The sequence below is a fragment of the Photobacterium kishitanii genome, from assembly GCF_000613045.3.
In the GTDB taxonomy this organism is placed as follows: Bacteria; Pseudomonadota; Gammaproteobacteria; order Enterobacterales; family Vibrionaceae; genus Photobacterium; species Photobacterium kishitanii.
Genome location: NZ_LN794352.1, coordinates 2564681 through 2586223, shown reverse-complemented (window position 1 = coordinate 2586223; position 21543 = coordinate 2564681). Strand labels below are relative to the sequence as shown.

At 39.5% G+C, this 21543-nt stretch carries 20 protein-coding genes; 12 read left to right on the top strand and 8 right to left on the bottom strand.

Features of this window, described 5'->3' with window-relative positions:
• Positions 1 to 74: 74 nt before the first annotated feature.
• Positions 75 to 1286 carry a GGDEF domain-containing response regulator gene (locus PPBDW_RS12125; RefSeq protein WP_036795772.1) on the bottom strand — a complete coding sequence of 404 codons (1212 nt, stop codon included), beginning with the start codon at positions 1284 to 1286 and terminating at the stop codon, positions 75 to 77.
• Between the two features lie 243 nt (positions 1287 to 1529).
• On the opposite strand from PPBDW_RS12125, the gene dinB reads away from it, so the two are divergent.
• On the top strand, positions 1530 to 2594 hold the full coding sequence (gene dinB, locus PPBDW_RS12120) for a DNA polymerase IV (protein ID WP_412457861.1): 1065 nt from the start codon (positions 1530 to 1532) through the stop codon (positions 2592 to 2594).
• Positions 2595 to 2677: 83 nt separating this feature from the next.
• Here dinB and PPBDW_RS12115 read toward each other — a convergent pair whose 3' ends face one another.
• A complete protein-coding gene (locus PPBDW_RS12115; protein ID WP_036795768.1) occupies positions 2678 to 4138 on the bottom strand; it encodes an aminoacyl-histidine dipeptidase in 1461 nt (486 codons plus the stop codon).
• 1082 nt (positions 4139 to 5220) lie between these two features.
• Between PPBDW_RS12115 and PPBDW_RS12110 the strand changes: the two genes are divergently transcribed.
• The 6 genes from PPBDW_RS12110 (at position 5221) to PPBDW_RS12085 (ending at position 11860) form a co-directional block, all read left to right on the top strand.
• Positions 5221 to 6510 (top strand): NCS2 family permease, encoded by a 1290-nt coding sequence (locus tag PPBDW_RS12110; protein WP_036795767.1) that lies wholly within the window; start codon positions 5221 to 5223, stop codon positions 6508 to 6510.
• 69 nt (positions 6511 to 6579) lie between these two features.
• Positions 6580 to 7038: a xanthine phosphoribosyltransferase gene (gpt, locus tag PPBDW_RS12105; RefSeq protein ID WP_036795766.1), complete on the top strand. Its 459-nt coding sequence runs from the start codon at positions 6580 to 6582 to the stop codon at positions 7036 to 7038.
• Positions 7039 to 7220: 182 nt separating this feature from the next.
• Positions 7221 to 8480 carry an esterase FrsA gene (frsA, locus tag PPBDW_RS12100; RefSeq protein ID WP_036795764.1) on the top strand — a complete coding sequence of 420 codons (1260 nt, stop codon included), beginning with the start codon at positions 7221 to 7223 and terminating at the stop codon, positions 8478 to 8480.
• A gap of 254 nt (positions 8481 to 8734) precedes the next feature.
• Entirely contained in the window at positions 8735 to 9145 is a 411-nt protein-coding gene (crl, locus tag PPBDW_RS12095) for a sigma factor-binding protein Crl (RefSeq protein WP_036795762.1), read from the top strand.
• Between the two features lie 249 nt (positions 9146 to 9394).
• A complete protein-coding gene (proB, locus tag PPBDW_RS12090) occupies positions 9395 to 10549 on the top strand; it encodes a glutamate 5-kinase (RefSeq protein WP_036795760.1) in 1155 nt (384 codons plus the stop codon).
• Between the two features lie 69 nt (positions 10550 to 10618).
• A complete protein-coding gene (locus PPBDW_RS12085) occupies positions 10619 to 11860 on the top strand; it encodes a glutamate-5-semialdehyde dehydrogenase (protein WP_036796462.1) in 1242 nt (413 codons plus the stop codon).
• Between the two features lie 97 nt (positions 11861 to 11957).
• Here PPBDW_RS12085 and PPBDW_RS12080 read toward each other — a convergent pair whose 3' ends face one another.
• The 4 genes from PPBDW_RS12080 to PPBDW_RS12065 all read right to left on the bottom strand — a co-directional run bounded on the left by PPBDW_RS12080 (position 11958) and on the right by PPBDW_RS12065 (position 14438).
• On the bottom strand, positions 11958 to 12500 hold the full coding sequence (locus PPBDW_RS12080) for an NUDIX domain-containing protein (protein WP_036795759.1): 543 nt from the start codon (positions 12498 to 12500) through the stop codon (positions 11958 to 11960).
• A complete protein-coding gene (locus tag PPBDW_RS12075) occupies positions 12493 to 12723 on the bottom strand; it encodes a DUF2897 family protein (protein ID WP_036796461.1) in 231 nt (76 codons plus the stop codon). The genes PPBDW_RS12080 and PPBDW_RS12075 overlap by 8 nt, the downstream gene beginning before the upstream one ends.
• Before the next feature lie 217 nt (positions 12724 to 12940).
• Entirely contained in the window at positions 12941 to 14071 is a 1131-nt protein-coding gene (gene dapE / locus PPBDW_RS12070) for a succinyl-diaminopimelate desuccinylase (protein WP_036795758.1), read from the bottom strand.
• Positions 14072 to 14084: 13 nt separating this feature from the next.
• The gene (locus PPBDW_RS12065) at positions 14085 to 14438 is read right to left on the bottom strand and encodes an ArsC family reductase (protein ID WP_036795757.1); all 354 of its coding nucleotides are present in this window, start codon (positions 14436 to 14438) and stop codon (positions 14085 to 14087) included.
• A gap of 246 nt (positions 14439 to 14684) precedes the next feature.
• On the opposite strand from PPBDW_RS12065, the gene PPBDW_RS12060 reads away from it, so the two are divergent.
• Positions 14685 to 14966, top strand: a complete 282-nt coding sequence (locus PPBDW_RS12060) for a winged helix-turn-helix domain-containing protein (RefSeq protein ID WP_036795756.1) — start codon at positions 14685 to 14687, stop codon at positions 14964 to 14966.
• A 71-nt stretch (positions 14967 to 15037) separates the two neighbouring features.
• Here the strand turns inward: PPBDW_RS12060 and PPBDW_RS12055 are convergent, their stop codons facing one another.
• Together PPBDW_RS12055 and narQ are read right to left on the bottom strand one after the other, a co-directional pair.
• The gene (locus PPBDW_RS12055; protein WP_036795754.1) at positions 15038 to 15664 is read right to left on the bottom strand and encodes a response regulator; all 627 of its coding nucleotides are present in this window, start codon (positions 15662 to 15664) and stop codon (positions 15038 to 15040) included.
• Between the two features lie 4 nt (positions 15665 to 15668).
• Positions 15669 to 17369 (bottom strand): nitrate/nitrite two-component system sensor histidine kinase NarQ, encoded by a 1701-nt coding sequence (gene narQ, locus PPBDW_RS12050; RefSeq protein ID WP_036795752.1) that lies wholly within the window; start codon positions 17367 to 17369, stop codon positions 15669 to 15671.
• A gap of 305 nt (positions 17370 to 17674) precedes the next feature.
• Between narQ and napF the strand changes: the two genes are divergently transcribed.
• The 4 genes from napF (at position 17675) to PPBDW_RS12030 (ending at position 21525) form a co-directional block, all read left to right on the top strand.
• Positions 17675 to 18163 (top strand): ferredoxin-type protein NapF, encoded by a 489-nt coding sequence (napF, locus tag PPBDW_RS12045; RefSeq protein WP_036795751.1) that lies wholly within the window; start codon positions 17675 to 17677, stop codon positions 18161 to 18163.
• Between the two features lie 19 nt (positions 18164 to 18182).
• Positions 18183 to 18455: a chaperone NapD gene (locus PPBDW_RS12040; RefSeq protein ID WP_036795750.1), complete on the top strand. Its 273-nt coding sequence runs from the start codon at positions 18183 to 18185 to the stop codon at positions 18453 to 18455.
• Entirely contained in the window at positions 18452 to 20938 is a 2487-nt protein-coding gene (napA, locus tag PPBDW_RS12035) for a periplasmic nitrate reductase subunit alpha (RefSeq protein ID WP_036795748.1), read from the top strand. Before PPBDW_RS12040 ends, napA begins: the two co-directional genes overlap by 4 nt.
• Positions 20939 to 21006: 68 nt before the next feature.
• Positions 21007 to 21525: a nitrate reductase cytochrome c-type subunit gene (locus PPBDW_RS12030; RefSeq protein WP_036795745.1), complete on the top strand. Its 519-nt coding sequence runs from the start codon at positions 21007 to 21009 to the stop codon at positions 21523 to 21525.
• The last annotated feature ends 18 nt before the right edge of the window (positions 21526 to 21543 follow it).

Below are 21543 nucleotides of genomic sequence, written 5' to 3'. Positions count from 1 at the left end.
GGTAAGTCATTACTTACTATAAAGCCTAAGTACGACCTCTGAAGTCATACTTGGGCTTTTTTATGTCATCATCACTATTGAACTAGACAGTTACGACCCTGTTGCTTAGCTAAATAGAGGTTATCATCAGCCTGTTTGATTAATAGATTAAGCGTATTATGGGCATATATAGCCCCAATACTTATGGTTACTTTGATATAAGTATCTTGATACGGAATGTTGAGGGTTGCAATGCGAGTACGTACTAACTCTAAAGTCTGTAAAAAAAGACGTTGAGGGCCATTATAATAAATACAAAATTCCTCTCCTCCGAAGCGAGCTACAATTGCTTCGGGAAAATGGGCTGCAATAACTTTACTGATTGTCACCAATACAGCATCACCGCCATCGTGGCCATAGCTATCGTTCACTTTTTTGAAATGGTCAATATCAATCATGGCAATATTTTGCTTGTCTTTAGTGGTTGGTGTATTAGCAAAAAAGTAGCGTCTATTCCATAATCCTGTGAGTGTATCTTGATTGGCCATTTTATAGAGCTGCTTAGCATTGTCTTTCATATTTAAAATATGATGGATACGACAATAAAATTCTTCTTGGTTAAATGGTTTATATAAGAAATCGTTGGCGCCTGCTTTTAGAAATTGTGCTGTTAAGGTGTGATCATTACTGGCTGATAAGCCTAATATAGCAATATCATCACGGTTATATTGATGCCGAATTTCTTGAATCATGGTGATGCCATCTTTTTTAGGCATATCATTATCAGCAATAATTAAACTTATATCGTCAGCTTTGGCAAGTAATGTAAGTGCTTGCTCGCCGTCTTCAGCTTCAATAACGGTCAAGTTTTGTTTTTCAAGTAGCTGGCAGATATGTCGTCTTATTGTTGGGGAATCTTCAACGACTAAGGCTTTATAACCAATGTTGGCTTTTAAACGCTGTAATAATGGAATTAGGTAGGCAATAGAAGCTGGGCTGTCTTTTAATAAATAATCCAATACACCTTTGGTTAATATTTGCTCCCTAATTTGATCATTATATTGCGCTGTTAGCACAATCGACTTTAGCTCATGGCTTAAAACAACATCAATAATTTCGCCATTTTCCGCATCAGGTAAGCAATAATCAAGTAGTGCACAAAAGAAAGCATGTGGTTGTATTAACAGTGATTGTGCTTGCGCTAATGTGGTTGCAAAGATGGCTTCAAACCCTGCTTGTTGAAGTTGATCTTTAAGGTAATGACGAAATGTGCGACTGTCCTCAACAACGAGCACTTGATAGGGCAAACTGAACTCCAAAAAAGAAATAAGGCTCTTTTATTGATAATGGTAATAATAGAATATTAATTTTAGTCATAATCGTTGGTTAATGTCATTTATTTTGTTAATTATTTTATGCTGTAATGTTTGGTTTTATATACAAAATAGGGCGTTGAGATATTTACTATGATTAAGTAAACTGAGGTAATATAGCTGTATATAAAAACAGGTATGTGTTGTGTTTATTGATGAGTATTTGCTGTGACTAATTTGATACCTATTCAACGCAAAATTATCCATGTTGATATGGATTGTTTTTATGCGGCTGTTGAAATGCGTGATAATCCAGCTTTACGTGATATTCCGATCGCTATCGGTGGACGCTCTGAACAACGAGGCGTGGTTAGTACTTGTAATTATTTAGCACGTAAATACGGTGTTCACTCAGCAATGCCGACAGCGAAAGCAATGAAACTATGTCCGCATTTAACCTTAGTTCGTGGAAGGATGGATGTGTATCGCCAAGTTTCACAACAAATACGTGCTATCTTTGCGCGTTATACCGATAAAATCGAACCGTTATCATTAGATGAAGCTTATTTAGATGTTAGTGATTGTGAGATGCTTCATGGCTCTGCCACTTTGATTGCACAACATATTCGTCAAACAATTGAACAAGAGTTGCAATTAACCGCATCTGCTGGGATTGCCCCGGTTAAATTTATTGCAAAAGTTGCCTCTGATCTTAATAAACCCAATGGCCAATATGTAGTAACGCCAGAACAAGTTGGTGATTTTGTAGCGGAATTGAAATTGGAAAAGATTCCAGGGGTCGGTAAAGTCACCATTCAAAAATTACATCAGCAAGGTTTGTATGTTGGTCGAGATGTACAAAATTATGCTCAGCAGCAGTTATTGCAACAGTTTGGTAAGTTTGGCCAGTCATTATGGTTACGTGCTCATGGTATTGATGAACGAGAAGTCATTGTTGAGCGTCAACGTAAATCGGTTGGTGTTGAGCGTACCTTTAATAAAAACATCAGCAGTTATGAGCAATGTTGGCAGGTAATTGAGCACTTACATTTAGAATTAGAGCAGCGATTGCGTAAAGTGCGTCCCCAATTGAATATTGCTAAGCAAGGAATTAAATTAAAATTTGCTGATTTTCAACAAACGACAGTAGAACATACTTGCCCCAAGTTGGATAAGCAGCAATTTATTATCTTATTAAAAGAAGCACTCACACGCCAACAAGGTAGAGAAATTCGATTAATTGGTTTAAGCGTTGGTTTAGAGCAAGGATTAAAAGCGCAGCAGTTATCATTTAGTTTTTGATAGCTATCGAAGCTGTTATTGCACTATAAAAAAACGGGCACAGAGCCCGTTTTTTTATTTGGTTTGCGAATTAGCGATGCGGGTTATTTTTTAACCGGAATGTTTTTTAGAATCGCTAACATTTGATCCCAGAACATTTGGACGGTATCAATTTTCACTTTCTCATCAGGAGAGTGTGGGAACTTGATTGTTGGACCAAATGAAAGCATGTCCATTTCTGGGTAAGGTTCTTTAAATAGACCACATTCAAGACCTGCGTGGATCACCATAATGTTAGGCTTGTTACCGTACATTTGTTGGTAAGTATCACGGAAAACTTGCATTATTTCAGAATCTGCATCAGGTTTCCAACCAGGATATGCTCCTGATACTTCGCATTTAGCGCCAGCAAGTGCAGCGAGTGATTGCAACATACCTTCAACGTAGCTACGACCTGAATCGATCAATGAACGAATAAGGCATAGGATAGTTACCTTGTCTGCTTCAGTGGTGATCACACCCATGTTTAATGATGTTTCTACGACACCTTCAATGTCATCGCTCATGCGAATAACACCATTAGGGCATACATTTAAAATATTCATTAAACGAGTTTGATCAGCCATTACCATGATATCTCTAGGTAGTGCACATGTTTCAGTAAAGATAGTAATATCAGTTTCAACATGACCTAATTCAGCTTTAACCATCTGTTGGTATTCAGCGAATAAAGTATTTAGTTGATCAATGTTTGCTGCTGGTAATGTCGCAATGACACTAGCTTCACGAGGTAGGGCGTTACGTAGGCTACCACCGGTGAAGTTATTGATACGTAAACCAAGCTCTTTAGCATGATTAATAAAGAAACGTGCCATTAATTTATTAGCGTTGCCACGGCCAGTGTGAATATCACAGCCAGAGTGACCACCTTTTAAGCCTTTAACCACTAATTTAATTGCTTGATGTTCAGCAGGGATTGCCTCACGTTGAATATCAACGGTTAATGCTGCGTCAACACCGCCCGCACAACCCATGTAAACTTCGCCTTCTTGCTCTGAATCGGTATTCAATAGAATATCGCCTTCAAGCCAACCAGCCTCTAGGCCGAATGCACCTGTCATGCCAGCTTCTTCATCGATAGTAAGCAATACTTCTAAAGGGCCATGCTCGATATCTTTAGCTGCTAGAATAGCCAGGCAAGTTGCCATGCCCATACCATTATCAGCACCTAACGTTGTACCCGTTGCTGTTACCCATTCGCCATCAATGAAAGGTAGGATTGGATCTTGTGTAAAGTCGTGTACTGTTTCTTCATTTTTTTGTGGCACCATGTCAATATGTGCTTGAAGTACAACACCTTTACGGTTTTCCATACCAGCGGTAGCTGGCTTTTTAATAATAACGTTACCGGTATTATCGCGACGAACATCTAGCCCTTCAGCTTGTGCGAAAGACACGATGTATTGTGCCAATTGTTCCTCATATTTAGATGGATGAGGGATTGAACAAATTTGGTCAAAGAAATGCCAAACAGCTTTTGGTGATAGTTGAGTAATTTCAGACACAGTAGCCTTCCTTTATATATACGCGATTGGGCTAGTGTCATTTTGTAGGGTCTTAACCGTAAAATGACAAAATAGGTAGCGAATATTTTTATCGCTTTGGTTTTAGCATATCACTCTGTCTTTAGGGGAGATAGGGCAAATAATAAAATCTTATACCACTGATTTCTGCAGTTATGGTGTCAGTGATGGCGCGATAGTCAACCATAACTATGGTTATGCAGTTAATATGATCAAAGATACCAAAAAGCACTCAAAACGCGATACTTTGAAATATAATAAAACAATAATGTAATAAATTTACATAAAGAGCCGTTTCTCAAGCTAAAAATCCAAAAAGTGTGAGCTAGTTAAAAAAAATGTTGTAAGTTTATTTCGTTTTGGCTATAGTTTAGACAAGCCATGATGATTGGCACAATAATTAACACGATATGTTCAGGATGAACCCGATTATCGCCTCCAAGGAACCGAGAATAAGTGAGCCATGACGGCAACCCACCATCTATTATGTTGGTGTGCTTATGATTTAGGTGATTTAAATGAAAATTTTTTCTTCAATGACACATTTTTGGAATAGTCGCGCGGTATATACAAGTAATTTCTATTACCCAGCGCCTTACCGTTACTAATTAGATTTTATTGTCTGGTTGTTTTACAACGAGACAAACGCAAGTTTGTTCACCCCTTATATTAAGAATATCTCGATAATGCTATCCTGTTATCTGCAACATTCTGCCGCCACTTCTATATTGAAGTGGCGTTTTTTTTATCTGTTTTAATATCATCTCTATTTCTTTGCTTTTATTATCGGTCTTTATTAACCCTTATGTAGCGGTATAAAAAGTAAATGCTCAAAAAACGATCAAGCCAGTTTATCTTTTAATATGCTGATAAATATAGCTAAAAGTACATTTCATTAGAGTGTGTGAATAGCATTAGTTATTGTTTTACGCTTTTCAGCGATAAAATCTGGAAATTGAGTGATCGCATGATTATAATCAGCGCCGAAATGGATTGCGCAATCGTTTTCTATTTCTTAACGTTGTTTGTTTAGTTTATTGCGTATCTCTAAGGAATCGAGAAGCATGCTAGAAAAATTATTTAAACTCAAAGAACATGGCACTACAGTGCGCACTGAGATTATGGCCGGTGTGACTACTTTCCTGACAATGGCTTATATTATCTTTGTAAATCCCACTATGTTAGCCAGTACAGGAATGGATCAGGGCGCAGTGTTTGTTGCAACCTGTTTAGCGGCAATGATTGGTTGTTTTGTTATGGGTTTTTATGCTAACTATCCAGTAGCACAAGCGCCTGGTATGGGGCTAAATGCATTTTTTACTTATACTGTTGTATTAGGTATGGGTCATACATGGCAAGTGGCGTTAGCAGCAGTATTTTTATCTGGTTTGTGCTTTATTGCGCTGAGTGTAATGCGAGTACGTGAGTGGATCATTAATGCAATCCCTCATTCATTACGTATTGGTATCTCCGCTGGTATCGGTTTGTTCTTGGCTTTTATCGCCCTACAAACATCTGGCATTGTGGTTGCAAGTCCTGCGACTTTAGTAACCGCGGGTGATTTAACCAGTTTCTCAGCAATGATGGCAGGGTTAGGCTTTTTCTTAACGATTGGCTTAGTACAACGTGGTTTTAAAGCGGCGGTTTTGATTGCGATTTTAATTGTAACCGCAATCAGTATTATTGCTGGAGAAGTTGATTACAACGGCATTATGTCAATGCCACCAAGTATCGCACCTACCTTTATGCAACTGGATTTTTCTGGAGCGATGGAAGTTGGCTTAATTTCAATTGTGTTTGCATTTTTGTTTGTAGATTTGTTTGATACTGCTGGCACATTGGTCGGTGTTGCGACTAAAGCCAACTTAATTGGCGAAGACGGTAAATTACCACGTCTAAACCGTGCGCTATTAGCTGATAGTACAGCAACCTCGATTGGTGCATTACTGGGTACCTCAAATACGACATCTTTTGTTGAGAGTGTGTCGGGTGTCGCAGTTGGCGGTCGTACAGGCCTAACAGCCGTTACTGTTGGCATGTTATTCTTATCAGCGTTATTTTTTGCACCGCTAGCTGGCATGGTTCCAGTATATGCTACCGCTGGTGCATTGTTTTATGTTGCCATTTTGATGATGTCAGGCTTGGTATCAATTGATTGGCGAGACTTAACAGAAGCTGCGCCTGTTGTGGTTGTCTGTTTACTAATGCCTTTAACATACTCGATTGCAGAAGGTATTGGTCTTGGTTTTATTACCTTTGCGGTAGTTAAAGCGTTAAGTGGTAAGGGACGTGAAGTAAATATCAGCGTTTGGGTTATTTCAGCGTTATTCCTTGCGAAGATTATTTTCTTATAAGTGTAATGTTACTTACACTTACATAAATTTATGCGGTTTTCGAATCGCTGTTTCAGAGGTTGTTTTACTATGAGTAATAAATTCGTCATCACTTGGGATAACATGCAAATGTACACACGTCAGTTAGCAGAGAAATTGCTACCGGCTGAACAGTGGACAGGTATTATTGCAGTTAGCCGTGGCGGTTTAGTGCCAGCTGCTATTTTGGCGCGCGAATTAGGCATTCGTCATATTGATACGGTATGTATTGCTAGTTACGATCATGATCATCAGCGTGATATGAATGTGATCAAGAAAGCTGATGGTGATGGCGAAGGTTTTATCGTGGTTGACGATTTGGTTGATACTGGTGGTACAGCTGAGAAAATTCGCGAATTATACCCACGCGCTAAATTTGTGACGGTATGTGCCAAGCCTGCGGGTCAGCATTTAGTTGATGATTTTGTTGTTAGTATTCCGCAAGATACTTGGATTGAACAACCTTGGGATATGGCGGTTACTTTCGTTGATCCAATTGCTAAAAAGTAATTAAGTTGTCTCGAGCTGATTAATCGATATTGTTATTGAGTGTTGATGATCGGCTTTGGAAACTAAGTTTTATCGAAGACGCTACTTTGTTAGCGTCTTTTTTTATGGATTTAACTTATTGAGGGCCGTTTAGGTATATTATCTAGGTCTATTAAAATAAGTGATATACGTTGGAGGATGCTGTGTCTGAACCGTCAAAACAAAATCTATCAGAGAAGCTATTTGCACCACGTCAAACCAGCAAAGAAACATCGAATATTGTTAAAATTGCGCATGTTCGCAGTGGTGATGTAAACAATGCACTTGATGGTGAAAGTCAGCTTGGTTGGTATCGTGTCTTACGGCGTCCGCAATGGATATGGCAAGGTGTTGATCCTATTGAGCAAGAAGCAATTTTAGCGCGGATTGCAGCCTCAACCGCCCCTCGTACAAGTGAGCATTTATTAGATACTGTTATTGGTTATCGACCAGGTAATTGGACTTATGAATGGTCACAATTAGCGTCTAATTATCAGCAATTAGCACGTACTGCGGCCAATAATGGTGATAAGTTAGCTGCGTCAGAATTGTTATTAAAAGCCAGTACTCATTACAGCATTGCTGCCTATCCTTATATAAAAGGCGATCAACTGGCTGATCAAGCTGAGCTACAAGCTAATCAAAGTTACCGTGAGGCGATTGAGTTACGCCCGCATGATATGCGTAAAATTGATGTTAAATATGAAAATAAGACCTTTGAGGCGTTCATTCATTTACCGCGTACTGATAAGTTATTACCAACGGTAATTGTGAGCGGTGGTTTAGCAACCTTACAAAGTGATTTGTGGCGATTATATAAAGATTATTTAGGCCCTGCAGGATATGCGATGGTGACGTTAGATATGCCATCTATTGGCCATAGTGACCGTTGGAATTTAACGGAAGATACCAGCCGTCTGCATCAAGCATTATTACAACAAATTCGAGATGTGCCTTGGGTCGATAATCGTAACGTTGCCATGGTGGGGTTGCGTATGGGCGGTAATGCTGCCATTCGACTGGGGTTTATGGAACCTACACGTTTAAAAACCTGTGTCAGTATTGGTGGCGCAATTAATAGTTTTCTGACACAACCGAAGTTATTAGATCAAATGCCACGAATGTATTTGGATGTACTAGCATCTCGGATGGGTAAAAATGGTCAAGCAGAAGCAAGCATCAAATCCCATCTACCTGCCTGGTCATTAAAAAACCAAGGTATTTTAGGCCGTCGTCGAGTGGATATTCCAATGTTAGGTATTGGGTTGAAAAATGATCCTATTTGCCCTGAAATGGACAATCAACTGATTGCATTATCAAGTTATGGCGGTAAAGCAATTACTTTACCTGAAAAGCCAATTTATGATGGTTATCATCGGGTGATGACTGAAGTGGTTAAATGGCTAGATGATAAAATGCAGTAACTGCTATATTTAGATCTGAGCTTCAATAGTCGCGGAATTACAGCATAATGTGATTCCGCTTTTTTATAACTAAATATATTGTCATGATATTGTTAGCAAATTTGGTTACTATGGTTTGTCATTTTGTTAAATATTATCCATACTATAAGAAATTATTATTGTGCTAAGCGTGTTTTAATGCGTTATGGATAATGAAAAATGGTAACAAGTACTACTTGCGCATCAAATGCCGCTGACTATGGATGGATAATATAATGACAATCGCAACGAGCTTTCCACCACATGGACGTTTAATGTCTAAATTGACCGCAATTGGTCCTTATCTTCGTGAAAAAAAATCACAGCCACAACGGTTCTTTTTTGATTGTTTAGCCAGTTGTGTTAATGCTGAAAAAGAGCCAGAACAGCGAGAATTTTGGGGCTGGTGGTTAGTAATGACAGCCACCGATACTGGTTATGAATATGAGTATGATTTTGGTCGTTTTAATGCTGCTGGAGAGTGGGTTAATGGTAAATTGCCAGCAAAACATCGAGATGCCGTATTAAAAACCTTGGTTGATTTCTATCCTAAACTGACCTTATTCATTGTTGATGAATGTGAGTTAACGTTAGTCTCTGCAGCAACATTAACTCAAGTACCACTGGCTGAATTATCAGCTCAATAAAACAATTATTATATAGATAATCTATTCCATCACCACTGGTGGCATTAAATTGTGACTTTATGAAATGACAATAAATAAGCACCAATATTGTCACTATGTGGTGTTGTGGTTATTCATTGTGTGTATTTATGCTTAAACAACCTGCTAAAGCCCGTTAATATTGGTTTTGTCATTGTTTTTTTCTTGTGCTTTTCGGTAGGGATTGATACAACAAAGAACATTTATTATTTCAATCTATTGTTTGATCTCATGGCTGATTCAAAAAAATCTAATGCTCAAAAGCAAGACGTTGCCGCTGGTGCTGCAACCCATACAATTGTCGTCAAACTAGGTACTAGTGTGCTAACCGGTGGCACACTAAAACTTGATCGTGCTCATATGGTTGAGTTAGTGCGTCAATGCGCTATGTTACGTAGTCAAGGCCATAAAATTATCATTGTTACTTCTGGTGCGATTGCTGCTGGTCGTGAGCATTTAGGTTACCCCGAATTACCCAAAACGATGGCGAGTAAGCAATTACTTGCAGCAGTTGGACAAGGACGCTTAATTCAAGAGTGGGAAACTTTGTTCGGTATTTATGGGATCAATATTGGCCAAATGTTATTAACTCGCGCCGATTTAAACGATCGTGAACGTTATTTAAATGCGCGCGATATGTTAGTTGCGCTATTAGATAACGGTATTATTCCGGTTGTGAATGAAAATGATGCGGTAGCAACTACCGAAATCAAAGTCGGCGATAACGATAATCTATCTGCCTTGGTGGGCATTTTAGGTGGTGCGGATAAGCTATTATTAATGACTGATCAGGCGGGTTTATTTACGGCGGATCCTCGTAGTAATCCTGATGCAGAACTTATTCATGAAGTACATACTATTGATGATAAGTTACGTAAATTAGCGGGTGGTACTGTCGGCGGTTTAGGTACTGGTGGTATGGCTACTAAGTTACAAGCTGCTGAAGTGGCGTGTCGTGCTGGTATTGAAGTGATCATTGCTGCTGGTCGTCGAGTTGATGTCATTATTGATCTTGCTGCAGGTAACGCTGTTGGTACTCGTTTTCTACCGCTAAAATCGCCGCTTGAAGGTCGTAAACAATGGATTCTTGCAGGTCCACCACCTGCGGGCGATATTGTCATTGATGATGGTGCCGTCATGGCCGTGCAACAGAAAGGCAGTAGTTTACTTGCGAAAGGTATTACACACATAAAAGGCACATTTGAACGTGGTGAAGTAGTACGAATTTTTAACAGTAAGAATGTATTATTGGCACGTGGTATTAGCCGTTATTCAAGTGATGATATGGCTAAAATTGCGGGTAAACACAGCCATGATATTCATCATGTTTTAGGTTATGAGTATGGCCATGCAGCAATTCATCGTGATGATATGGTTGTTATTTAATAGCTGTGGTAAGTCACATCAATCAGTTAATTCGAATTTAATGAAGGAATTATTGTGAATCTTGAAATAATGGGACATGCTGCGCAGCAGGCTGCGTTTGAATTAGCCACCACAGCAACAGCAGTCAAAAATACTGCATTAGCAATTATCGCTAATGAATTAGAAGCTAACCAAGTTGCTATTCTTGCCGCTAATAAACGAGATATCGATGCTGCTGTAGCAAGCGGTATGTCAGAGGCTTTAATTGATCGGTTATTGCTTAATGAAGCGCGTATTAGTGCGATTGCTAATGATGTGCGTAACGTGATTAATTTAAATGATCCTGTTGGTGCTGAACTTGATAGTCGTGTACTTGAAAATGGTATGCGTTTAAGTCGTCGTCGTGTTCCATTAGGTGTTGTCGGCGTGATTTATGAAGCCCGTCCTAATGTGACTATTGATATTGCAGCGTTATGCCTTAAAACAGGTAATGCCAGTATTTTGCGTGGAGGACGAGAGACCTTCCATTCAAATATGGCGTTAGTTGAAGTAATTCAGGCGGCATTAGCAAAAGCAGGTTTGCCGGCGGCATCAGTGCAATACATTGATCAACCCGATCGCGAATATGTGTCACAGTTACTAAAGTTAGATCAATATGTTGATATGATTATTCCGCGTGGTGGTGCCGGCCTACATAAAATGTGTAAGGAAAATAGCACTATTCCGGTGATTATTGGTGGTTTTGGTATTAGCCATATGTATATTGATGATAGCGCCGATCTATCTCGTTCATTAGATGTGGTGGAAAATGCCAAGGTACAACGTCCTTCCGCATGTAATTCACTTGATACATTATTGGTTAACGAGCAAATAGCCGCGACTTTCTTATCGCGTTTAGTTGAACGGATGAATAAAGCGCAAGTAACATTCGTTGCTGATGATGCTGCGTTTAACTTACTTGAAGGTAAAGCGAGTTTATTACGTAAAGCTGAAGATGGTGATTTTGATACTGAATGGCTAAGTTATACCTTAGGCGTTAAAGTGGTTGCCAATGTTGATGAAGCTATTTTTCATATGCGTAAACATAATGCGAGCCATTCAGATTCGATCTTAACTAACAACCTGCAATCGGCTGAGCGGTTTGTGAATGCTGCAGGTTCTGCGGCAGTATATGTTAATGCTTCAACCCGTTTTACTGATGGAGCGCAATTTGGTTTAGGTGCCGAAGTTGCCGTTTCAACTCAAAAATTGCATGCACGCGGTCCTATGGGTCTTGAAGAACTGACGAGCTATAAGTGGGTCGGTATTGCTGATTATTTAAGTCGTCCGTAATCTCGCCGTTATGTGATTAATATCAAAAGATAATAAATATCAAAAAAGCTGCCGTAAATGGCAGCTTTTTTATTGGTTTAGATTTGCTATTAATCGCTTAGATCGCCTGTTTGAGTTTTGCTAGCCCATAAGCGGCAATGGTAACGCAGTCTTTTAATTCACCATTGATAATCATTGCTTCAAAATCGGCAATGGAAAAAGATTGGCTGATTAAATCTTCTTCTTCAATATCTCGCTGTTGCTCTGGCGCTGTACGTAATTGGGTTGCTAAATAGATATGACAGGTTTGATTTAAAAAACCATAAGCAATAAATTGACTCCCGAGATAAGTCATTTTACTCGCGATTAATCCCGTTTCTTCTTGTAGTTCACCTTTAGCGAGGTCAAGATGATTAGCATCAGGATTTGCTTCCCAAGCCCCTTGTGGGATCTCCCAGCAGCGTTGCTGAATGCTATACCTAAATTGCTGTACTAAGTGAATGTAGCCATTATCAATCGCTAAAATAGCGGCACAATCAGGCTTCTCTACGACGCCATAAATACCTTCGGCACCACTTTGACGTTGGATTTTATCTTCTCGTACTGTCATCCATTTATTTTGATAAACAATACGGCTGTCTAATTTTTTTATATCAGTCATTTTTATCCTGCGGGTTACTCTTTTCTAGCATATGGTTATCATCCTGAATCTGATTAGTATCAGATTTTTCTGATGGCTGAGATTCATCATGTGGTGGTTGTGGCGGATGTCTTTTTTTGAGTCCTGTTCGCATATAGGCAGTATATTTTAACGCGGCAATATTACTGGCAATAACCGCAATAATAATCACACAAATTACCCAAGGATTAAAAAACCATTCCATATTCACCTCACAATGATAATTTTCATTTGAACCCATCAAATGCATCACTACAGTTGATAATGAACCATAAACTAGGGTGATAGAATACCAATAATATGCATTAGCTGCGATGATTTACTTATGATAACAATGCATAATTATCTATCAATTATCGCATGATTAGCTGTTCAGTGGCGTTATCTGAACAGCTATGATTATGGTCAAAAATCATGGGTGGTTATAAAATCTTACTCAGGATACGCTGGTACATATCAGTAAGTTTTTCAAGATCAGTGACTTTAACGCATTCGTTGACTTTGTGGATAGTGGCATTAACGGGTCCAAGTTCAACGACTTGTGCACCTGTACGTGCGATGAAGCGGCCATCAGAAGTGCCACCTGTTGTCAGTAATTGTGGTGGCGTATGGTTTATTTCAGTGATAGCAGCCACAACCGCATCAACTAAAGTACCACTGTCAGTTAAAAATGGATGCCCGCTTAACGTCCATTTCAAATCATAATCTAATCCATGCGCATCAAGTATTGAATGTACTCGACGTTTAATATCAGCATCGGTTAATTCAGTGCTGAAGCGAAAATTAAATTGCACTTTAAATTGACCTGGAATGACATTGGATGCCCCTGTACCTGCTGCAACATTGGGAATTTGAAAGCTCGTTGGTGGAAAGAAGTCATTACCATCATCCCAATGGGTTGCTGCTAATTCGGCCAAAGCGGGTAGTGCTTTATGGATCGGATTATTGGCTAAGTGAGGATAGGCAACATGGCCTTGAATACCATTCACTATCAGATCGCCAGTAATTGAGCCGCGACGACCATTTTTAACAATATCACCAACAGCATGAGTGCTTGATGGCTCACCGACAATACACATGTCTATTTTTTCATTACGTGCTTCCAGGGTATCGACAACACGAGTTGTCCCATTAATGAAAGGCCCTTCTTCATCGGAGGTAATCAATAATGCAATCGAGCCGTTATGATTCGGATTTTGAGCAATAAAACGTTCAATCGCAACCACCATGCAGGCAAGTGAACCTTTCATATCTGCAGCGCCACGTCCATGTAAGTAGCCGTCAATAATCGTTGGTTCAAAAGGAGGGGTATGCCATTGTTCTACTGGGCCTGAAGGCACAACATCAGTATGGCCTGCAAACACAAACAATGGCGCTTGTGTACCACGGCGAGCCCATAGATTGGTCGTATCTTCAAATACCATCGTTTCAATAATGAATCCCAACGCTTGTAAGCGTTCGATCATTATTGTTTGGCAGCCGGCATCTTCGGGAGTAACTGAAGGGCGACTCATTAAATCTTTTGCGAGTGTAATAACGGGACTGTCAGACATCCTTGTATCCTTGTTATTTAGTAAGAAAAATAGCTTGGTATTGATCAGGTTTAAAACCGAGGTAGTAATTATTATTATGTTTTAATAATGGTCGTTTAATCATTGCGGGTTGTTCTAGCATTAATTGCAATGCTGTTTCACGGTTTAACTGCTCTTTTTGTTCAGCCGTTAATTGACGGAAAGTCGTACCACGTTTATTGACCATTGCTTCCCAACCTAATGCCGCTTCAAAGGTTTCTAGTAACGCAAGATCAAGACCATTGACACGATAATCATGAAATTGATACGCAATATTTTCAGCTGCGAACCAGTGCTTCATTTTTTTGATGGTGTCGCAATTTTTTATACCGTAAGCAATTGTAGTCATATTTGGGCTGGCTTTTTTATAATAAGTAAGTCGTCTTTTATAGCGAGATTATCGGGTTATCGCAACCGTTGCACTTTATTGGTTGTTATTTACAGTAAGCAACAAGAATGATGATTATCATGAAAATGAGATCAAACTCGCTTTTATTAGTATCCATAATGATTAAACCGAAGACCTCGTTGATCAAACGCAACATCCTCATTTGAGAACTGGCAATAATAGGCACAGTATATTATGGAGGCCCCAATGGAACTGAATCCAGTTTTTGCCCGTAGACTTTATCTGGCGTTACTTGTTGAACATACAGAGCGCCCTAATGTTCCTCGTCTAATTGAACAAACAGGTTGGCCACGACGGACAATTCAAGATGTATTAAAAGCCTTGCCTGGATTAGGCATCGAATTGACTTTTATTCAAGATGGACGACGCCATAATGATGGCTATTATAAATTAAGTGATTGGGGACCTTTTGATCTGCAATGGGTTGAGTCACGAGAACAAGATTTAATAACATCTTTAGCATTGTAAGTCATAATAAGCATCGCGCGGGTGTTATATCGACCGCAGTGTATTTATTTGCACTGCGGTTTTTTATAACATTAGTATCCTAATGTTTGTAAATAAAGTACGGTTGCTGCAGTGCGTGATTTTACTTGCAGTTTACGCAATAAACTTTTCATATGTACTTTGACTGTTGCTTCTGAAATAAACAAAGACTCAGCAATGACTCTATTTGTATGCCCTTTAGCAACTTCTTGTAATATTTGATTTTCTCTATCTGTCAGGCTTGATAAAATCGTATTGTCATCACTGTTATTACTTAAAAAAGCCGTCACAATCTCGCAGTATGCTTTACCCCCCATTAATGCAGTTTTTAATAATGCAATCAACTCGTCAGGTTCAGTATCTTTGAGTAAATAGCCATCAGCACCGGCATCGATGAGTGCTTTAATATCAGTATGATTATCAGATACCGTTAGAATAACAATACAAGCATCAATACCTTCATTACGTAATGTAATTAGGGTGTCTAAGCCAGACATACCTTTCATATTGAGATCTAATAAAATAAGATCAACGGGGGTTTTATGTGCAAGTGCTATCGCTTCATTGCCATTACTGGCTTCACCAATAACATCAAATTCAGCTTCAAAACTGAGCAATTGCCCAATACCCCGACGCATTAACGGATGATCATCGACGATCATTACTTTCCAAGCTGACATATTTTTATCCCTCAGATAATGCAAATTGCAACTTAACTTGGCTGCCAAAACCAATTTGAGAATGAATGGTTAATTGACCTTTTAAGCATGAGGTGCGTTCTTGCATGATATTTAAACCATAGTGATTAAGTTTCGATTGCGAGGGATCAAATCCAATCCCATCATCTGTAATTTCAACGCTAATTATGTCTTGATGTTGGTGGCAACAAACTCTGATATGGCGGGCATTAGCATGCTTAATCGCATTGAGTACTGCTTCTCGAATAATCTGTAATAAATGGACTTGATTATGAGCAATCAGAGCCATTGAGGGTAATTGGTTATCAATGTTAAATTGCGCTGAGGTTTGTTCTCGTAATGGAGCCAGTAATTGAGTGAGTGCCTCACTAAAATTGGCTTCTTTAATGGTTAGCCTAAATGTACTTAATAGTTCCCGTAATTGGGTGTAAGCATTAGCTAATTCTTCATCAATAGTTTGTACCGTTTGCCATTGGTTATTATTGGTATCAGTCGTGACGTTGAGTTGTCGCTTTAATAAGGTTAATTGAATTTTTAGATATGATAATGATTGTGCTAGTGAGTCGTGCAGTTCACGGGCAATCGTGGCTCGCTCTTCCATTAACAGTAATTGTTCTGTCTGTTTTTGAGCGCGATTGTAATAAATTCCGCGACTTAAAATATTGGCAATATTTTCGATCAAAGCGAGATCTGGACAGGGTAGCTGATATTGCCACCATAATTGGCCCATCGTCTCGCCATCAATGAGTAATTGTTGCTGATGCCAAGCGGTTGATTGGTGTTCACCGACGATGATTTCTGTGGTGGTGCCATTGGATTCTTCAATAATGAGTTTGGCAGCTGTTAAACCATCAATTGCAATTAAGGTTTCTAACATATGTTGGAAATGGTGGTGAGTTAAGCGACTAACGGATAGTTGTTGTGAACAGTTATAAAGTACTTTGAGTGATTCATTAGCATGGCGTAGACGGTGAGTTTTCTCACTAACGCTTTGTTCTAAATCCGAGTAAAACTTATCTAAATCTGCCGCCATTTGAGTAAATGTACGCGCAAGAATACCTAATTCATTGCCACTATTATTATTGATGGTTAATGCAAATTGATGCTGCTTAATTTGTTTACATCCCGCCATTAACTGGTTAAGCGGCACTACTATTTTTCGTTGTGTAAACTGAATCGTAAATAACACCACCATTAAGATAAGCAATAACCCCATCGCACTAATTAATGCTAACAGATGTAATTTGTTTTCGGATGATTGTTGTAACTCAAATACAAATTGATCAATGCGGTCAACAAAAGGGGCGACTTGAGCTAAATATCCGTCTTTATCTATTTGATCTAACTGTGAACGTACTGCCTGCCAAGTTAACACTAATTCAGTGTAATGATTCTGTATTTTCTGCGGTACATACCAATGGTGCAATGCTTGCATGGTTGGTGATGTTAACGATTGTTCAAACGCAACGGTATGGCTGCTAAGCAGCGGTGATTGAGTTTCAATATCAAATGCTAATCGATAACTTTGCATTCTTAATGAGCCAGCAGTATTGATGGCAGCAGCATCGTTCAGACTCGAAACTAACATGCACAACGCTAAGCTGATTGTGGTTGAGACCAAAAACAAAATTGCCACCATTGAACGACCAATTGTAGTGGTAACTGAATTAACTTTTTGTTGGTGCATTATTAGGGGGTGACCTGTTGATGTGAATAGTTATTAATAGAATGAGGCGGCGTTAATCATCTCTTACTGTCATATTTATCATTTTAATTTTTAGATGACGGATTACGCGATAAATTTGCCAAATATTAGACATTATCCCGTATGTTTTATTGATCTAGAACAAGGTATAGGGGTAATTACCCCTTAGGGGGTATGTTCGTAGTTATGACGATATTTAAAAATAACGTAAAAGAACATTAATAGAAAGTGAATAGTAACAAAGAAAATGATTTGTAACCATTTACGGTTAAGCGAAAGGAGGGGCTGTGATAAATCGTTCGCGTCGAAGCTTATTTACTCGCCAACGGCCATCTCAACAGCAGCGTTTGCCTTGGATAAAGGATGAAAACACCTTTATTGACCAGTGCCAGCGTTGCAATGCTTGTGTTGATGTTTGCCAAACTAAAGTCATTGTTAAAGGCGACGGTGGTTTTCCTATGGTGGATTTTCATCATGGGGAAGGAGAATGCAGTTTTTGTTATCAATGCGCGCATGTATGTCCCGAGCCATTATTTGAACCACAGCAACAACCACCTTGGCAACAAACCGTGACAATTAATTCATCTTGTATCGCATTGAATAATATTGAGTGCCGCAGTTGCGGTGATCAATGTGAAACTCAGGCTATAACCTTTGCTCTACAAGTGGGAAAGGTTGCCCAACCGATGATAAATGATGCTGCTTGTAGTGGCTGTGGTGCATGTATAAGTGGCTGTCCAGTGGCTGCGATTGAAATGATAACGCCTGCAGTTTAAAGAATTAGAGAGAGTAAACATGACATTACATGAAGTGCATACCTCAAGCCTTATCGTTCACGTTAAGCCACAATATTTAGCAGCGATTAGCCAACAAATTTTAGCAATACCAAATACTGAAATTCCTGCGACAAGTGAAGAAGGTAAAATTATCGTAGTACTTGAGACAGAGAACCAAGGCTACGTAACTGATGCAATTGATAAAATTAATAATTTAGACCATGTGTTAATCACTTTTTTGGTCTATCACCATATTGAGCACTATGATTCACAAGCTGAGGGTAAGCTATGAAAATGACAAGAAGAGCATTTGTGAAAGCGAATGCTGCAGCGTCTGCTGCTGCGGTAGCGGGTATTTCGTTACCAGCATCAGCAACGAATTTAATTGTGAGTTCTGATGAAACCAAAATTAAATGGGATAAAGCGCCGTGTCGTTTTTGTGGCACTGGTTGTTCAGTTCTGGTCGGGACTAAAAATGGCCGAGTCGTGGCAACTCAAGGTGATCCTCAAGCACCGGTGAATAAAGGCCTTAATTGTATTAAAGGCTATTTTTTATCGAAGATAATGTACGGTAAAGATCGTTTACAAACGCCTTTATTACGTATGAAAGATGGTCAATATCATAAAGAGGGTGAGTTTACACCTGTTTCATGGGATTACGCCTTTGATGTGATGGCTGAGAAGTGGAAAGCTGCGCTTAAAAAACAAGGCCCATCGGGGGTTGGTATGTTTGGCTCGGGTCAATGGACCGTCATGGAAGGCTATGCTGCGTCTAAAATGATGAAAGCGGGCTTCCGTTCTAATAATATCGATCCTAATGCTCGCCATTGTATGGCATCTGCGGTAGTAGGGTTTATTCGTACCTTTGGTATTGATGAGCCAATGGGCTGTTATGACGATCTTGAACATGCTGATGTGTTTGTGTTGTGGGGCTCAAACATGGCGGAAATGCACCCAGTATTATGGACGCGACTAACTGATCGCCGTTTGAGTCATCCTCACGTTAAAGTCAATGTGTTATCGACTTATGAACATCGTTCGTTTGAGTTAGCCGATAACGGCATGATTTTCCACCCTCAAACTGATTTAGTGATTGCTAACTATATTGCTAATTACATTATTGAAAATGATGCCGTTAATTGGGATTTTGTGAATAAACATACCCATTTTAAACGTGCTCAAACCGATATTGGTTACGGTTTACGTGATGATAATCCATTACAAAAACAAGCTGCGAACCCTAATTCTGGCGATTTATTTCCAATGACGTTTGAAGAATATAAAGCGTCAGTGGCGGATTATACTCTTGAAAAAGCCTCCCAAATGTCAGGTGTAGAGCCTGAAAAATTGGTTGAGTTAGCTAAATACTATGCTGATCCTAAACTTAAGGTGATGTCATTGTGGACTATGGGTATGAATCAACATACTCGAGGTGTATGGATGCAAAGTTTGGTTTATAACTTGCATTTATTAACCGGTAAAATCTCAACCCCAGGAAATAGTCCATTTTCATTAACTGGTCAGCCTTCAGCGTGTGGTACTGCGCGTGAAGTAGGCACATTCGCTCACCGTTTACCGGCCGATTTACTGGTAGCTAATCCTAAGCACCGAGCAATTGCTGAAAATATTTGGAAACTGCCTGAAGGTACTATTCCACCTAAACCGGGTTATCACGCAGTACAGCAAGATCGAATGCTGAATGACGGTAAATTGAATGCTTACTGGGTGATGTGTAATAACAATATGCAAGCGGGTCCAAATATTAATGAGGAACGTTTACCAGGTTACCGCAATCCCGATAACTTTATTGTATGTTCAGATCCTTATCCTACGGTTACTGCGCAAGCCTCTGATTTGATTTTACCAACCGCAATGTGGGTCGAAAAAGAAGGCGCTTACGGCAATGCTGAACGCCGTACTCAGGTTTGGTATCAACAAGTAAAAGCGCCAGGTGAAGCTAAATCTGATTTATGGCAGATCATGGAATTCTCAAAGCGATTTAAGGTTGAAGAAGTCTGGGATGAGGAGCTGCTTAATAAGATGCCGCAATACCGTGGCAAAACTATGTACGATATTTTGTTCCGTAATGGCCAAGTTGATAAGTATCCATTAACGCAAGCACAGCCATTAAATGATGATGCGCAAGCGCAAGATTGTTATGTTCAAAAAGGCTTATTTGAAGAATATGCTAGCTTTGGTCGAGGTCATGGACATGATCTTGCTCCTTATGAAACTTATCATAAAGTGCGTGGTTTACGTTGGCCTGTTGTTAATGGCAAAGAAACTCAGTGGCGCTTTAAAGAAGGTTCTGATCCGTACGCTAAAAAAGGCTCGGGTTGGGATTTCTATGGTAAACCTGATGGTAAGGCACTTATTATTTCAGCGCCTTATGAAGCACCACCAGAAGTGCCTGATAAAGATTACGACATGTGGCTTTGTACCGGACGAGTGCTAGAACATTGGCATACTGGCACTATGACTCGTCGTGTACCTGAATTATATAAAGCAGTACCTGATGCGTGGTGCTATATCAATCCTCAAGACGCCAAAGCTCGTAATCTTCGTCGTGGTGATGAAGTTTTATTAGCCTCTCGTCGAGGTGAGGTGCGCTGTCGAGTAGAAACTCGTGGTCGTAACCGTCCTCCTGTTGGATTAGTTTTCGTACCGTTTTTTGATGCCAATATTTTAGTCAATAAATTGATTTTGGATGCTACAGATCCATTGTCGAAACAGACAGATTTTAAAAAGTGTCCGATTAAGATCACCAAGATCTAATTCATTAATTCAGCGAACGAGGCTTGTCGTTCGCTGTGACTAGAATATACCTAGCAACGGAGAACAGCATGAAACGATTATTTTTTGCAGTATTAGTCGCAGGGCTGATGCTTACAGGTATCGCTCATAGTGATGATAGTGATTCGGCAACAGCAACGACCACCGCTGCGAATATTGCAGCGGCAGCTAAATTAGATAATCCCGGTGGTATCGGCGGACTTGAATCATTACGAGGTATGACAGAGTTAGAGACCACACGCCCAGCCGATCCTATGAAGCATTATCCTAAAGATCAGGGAGTGATTGATAGTGATTATGTTTATCAGCCACCACTTATTCCACATACTATTCGTCATAATGAAGTCTCGCTCAATGCCAATAAATGTCTTGCTTGCCATAGTTGGAAAAACGCCAAAGAGATGAATGCAACTAAGATCAGTGTGACGCATTATATATCACCTCAGCAAGGCCAAGTGTTGTCTGATGTTTCACCAAGTCGTTATTTTTGCTTACAGTGCCATGTACCTCAAGCAGATGCTGAGCCATTGGTTGAAAATGATTTTAAACGCGTAAATGCATTACGTTAATCGTGACTGAATAGTAAA

Excerpts from the sequence above, each read along its gene's own strand:
- crl (WP_036795762.1), top strand. The coding sequence starts at position 8,735 with ATGACAATCGCAACGAGCTTTCCACCACATGGACGTTTAATGTCTAAA.
- PPBDW_RS12040 (WP_036795750.1), top strand. The coding sequence starts at position 18,183 with ATGACATTACATGAAGTGCATACCTCAAGCCTTATCGTTCACGTTAAG.
- PPBDW_RS12110 (WP_036795767.1), top strand. The coding sequence starts at position 5,221 with ATGCTAGAAAAATTATTTAAACTCAAAGAACATGGCACTACAGTGCGC.
- narQ (WP_036795752.1), bottom strand. The coding sequence starts at position 17,369 with ATGCACCAACAAAAAGTTAATTCAGTTACCACTACAATTGGTCGTTCA.
- PPBDW_RS12065 (WP_036795757.1), bottom strand. The coding sequence starts at position 14,438 with ATGACTACAATTGCTTACGGTATAAAAAATTGCGACACCATCAAAAAA.
- napA (WP_036795748.1), top strand. The coding sequence starts at position 18,452 with ATGAAAATGACAAGAAGAGCATTTGTGAAAGCGAATGCTGCAGCGTCT.
- PPBDW_RS12060 (WP_036795756.1), top strand. The coding sequence starts at position 14,685 with ATGGAACTGAATCCAGTTTTTGCCCGTAGACTTTATCTGGCGTTACTT.
- PPBDW_RS12085 (WP_036796462.1), top strand. The coding sequence starts at position 10,619 with ATGGGACATGCTGCGCAGCAGGCTGCGTTTGAATTAGCCACCACAGCA.
- dapE (WP_036795758.1), bottom strand. The coding sequence starts at position 14,071 with ATGTCTGACAGTCCCGTTATTACACTCGCAAAAGATTTAATGAGTCGC.
- proB (WP_036795760.1), top strand. The coding sequence starts at position 9,395 with ATGGCTGATTCAAAAAAATCTAATGCTCAAAAGCAAGACGTTGCCGCT.
- gpt (WP_036795766.1), top strand. The coding sequence starts at position 6,580 with ATGAGTAATAAATTCGTCATCACTTGGGATAACATGCAAATGTACACA.
- PPBDW_RS12075 (WP_036796461.1), bottom strand. The coding sequence starts at position 12,723 with ATGGAATGGTTTTTTAATCCTTGGGTAATTTGTGTGATTATTATTGCG.
- PPBDW_RS12055 (WP_036795754.1), bottom strand. The coding sequence starts at position 15,664 with ATGTCAGCTTGGAAAGTAATGATCGTCGATGATCATCCGTTAATGCGT.
- PPBDW_RS12080 (WP_036795759.1), bottom strand. The coding sequence starts at position 12,500 with ATGACTGATATAAAAAAATTAGACAGCCGTATTGTTTATCAAAATAAA.
- PPBDW_RS12030 (WP_036795745.1), top strand. The coding sequence starts at position 21,007 with ATGAAACGATTATTTTTTGCAGTATTAGTCGCAGGGCTGATGCTTACA.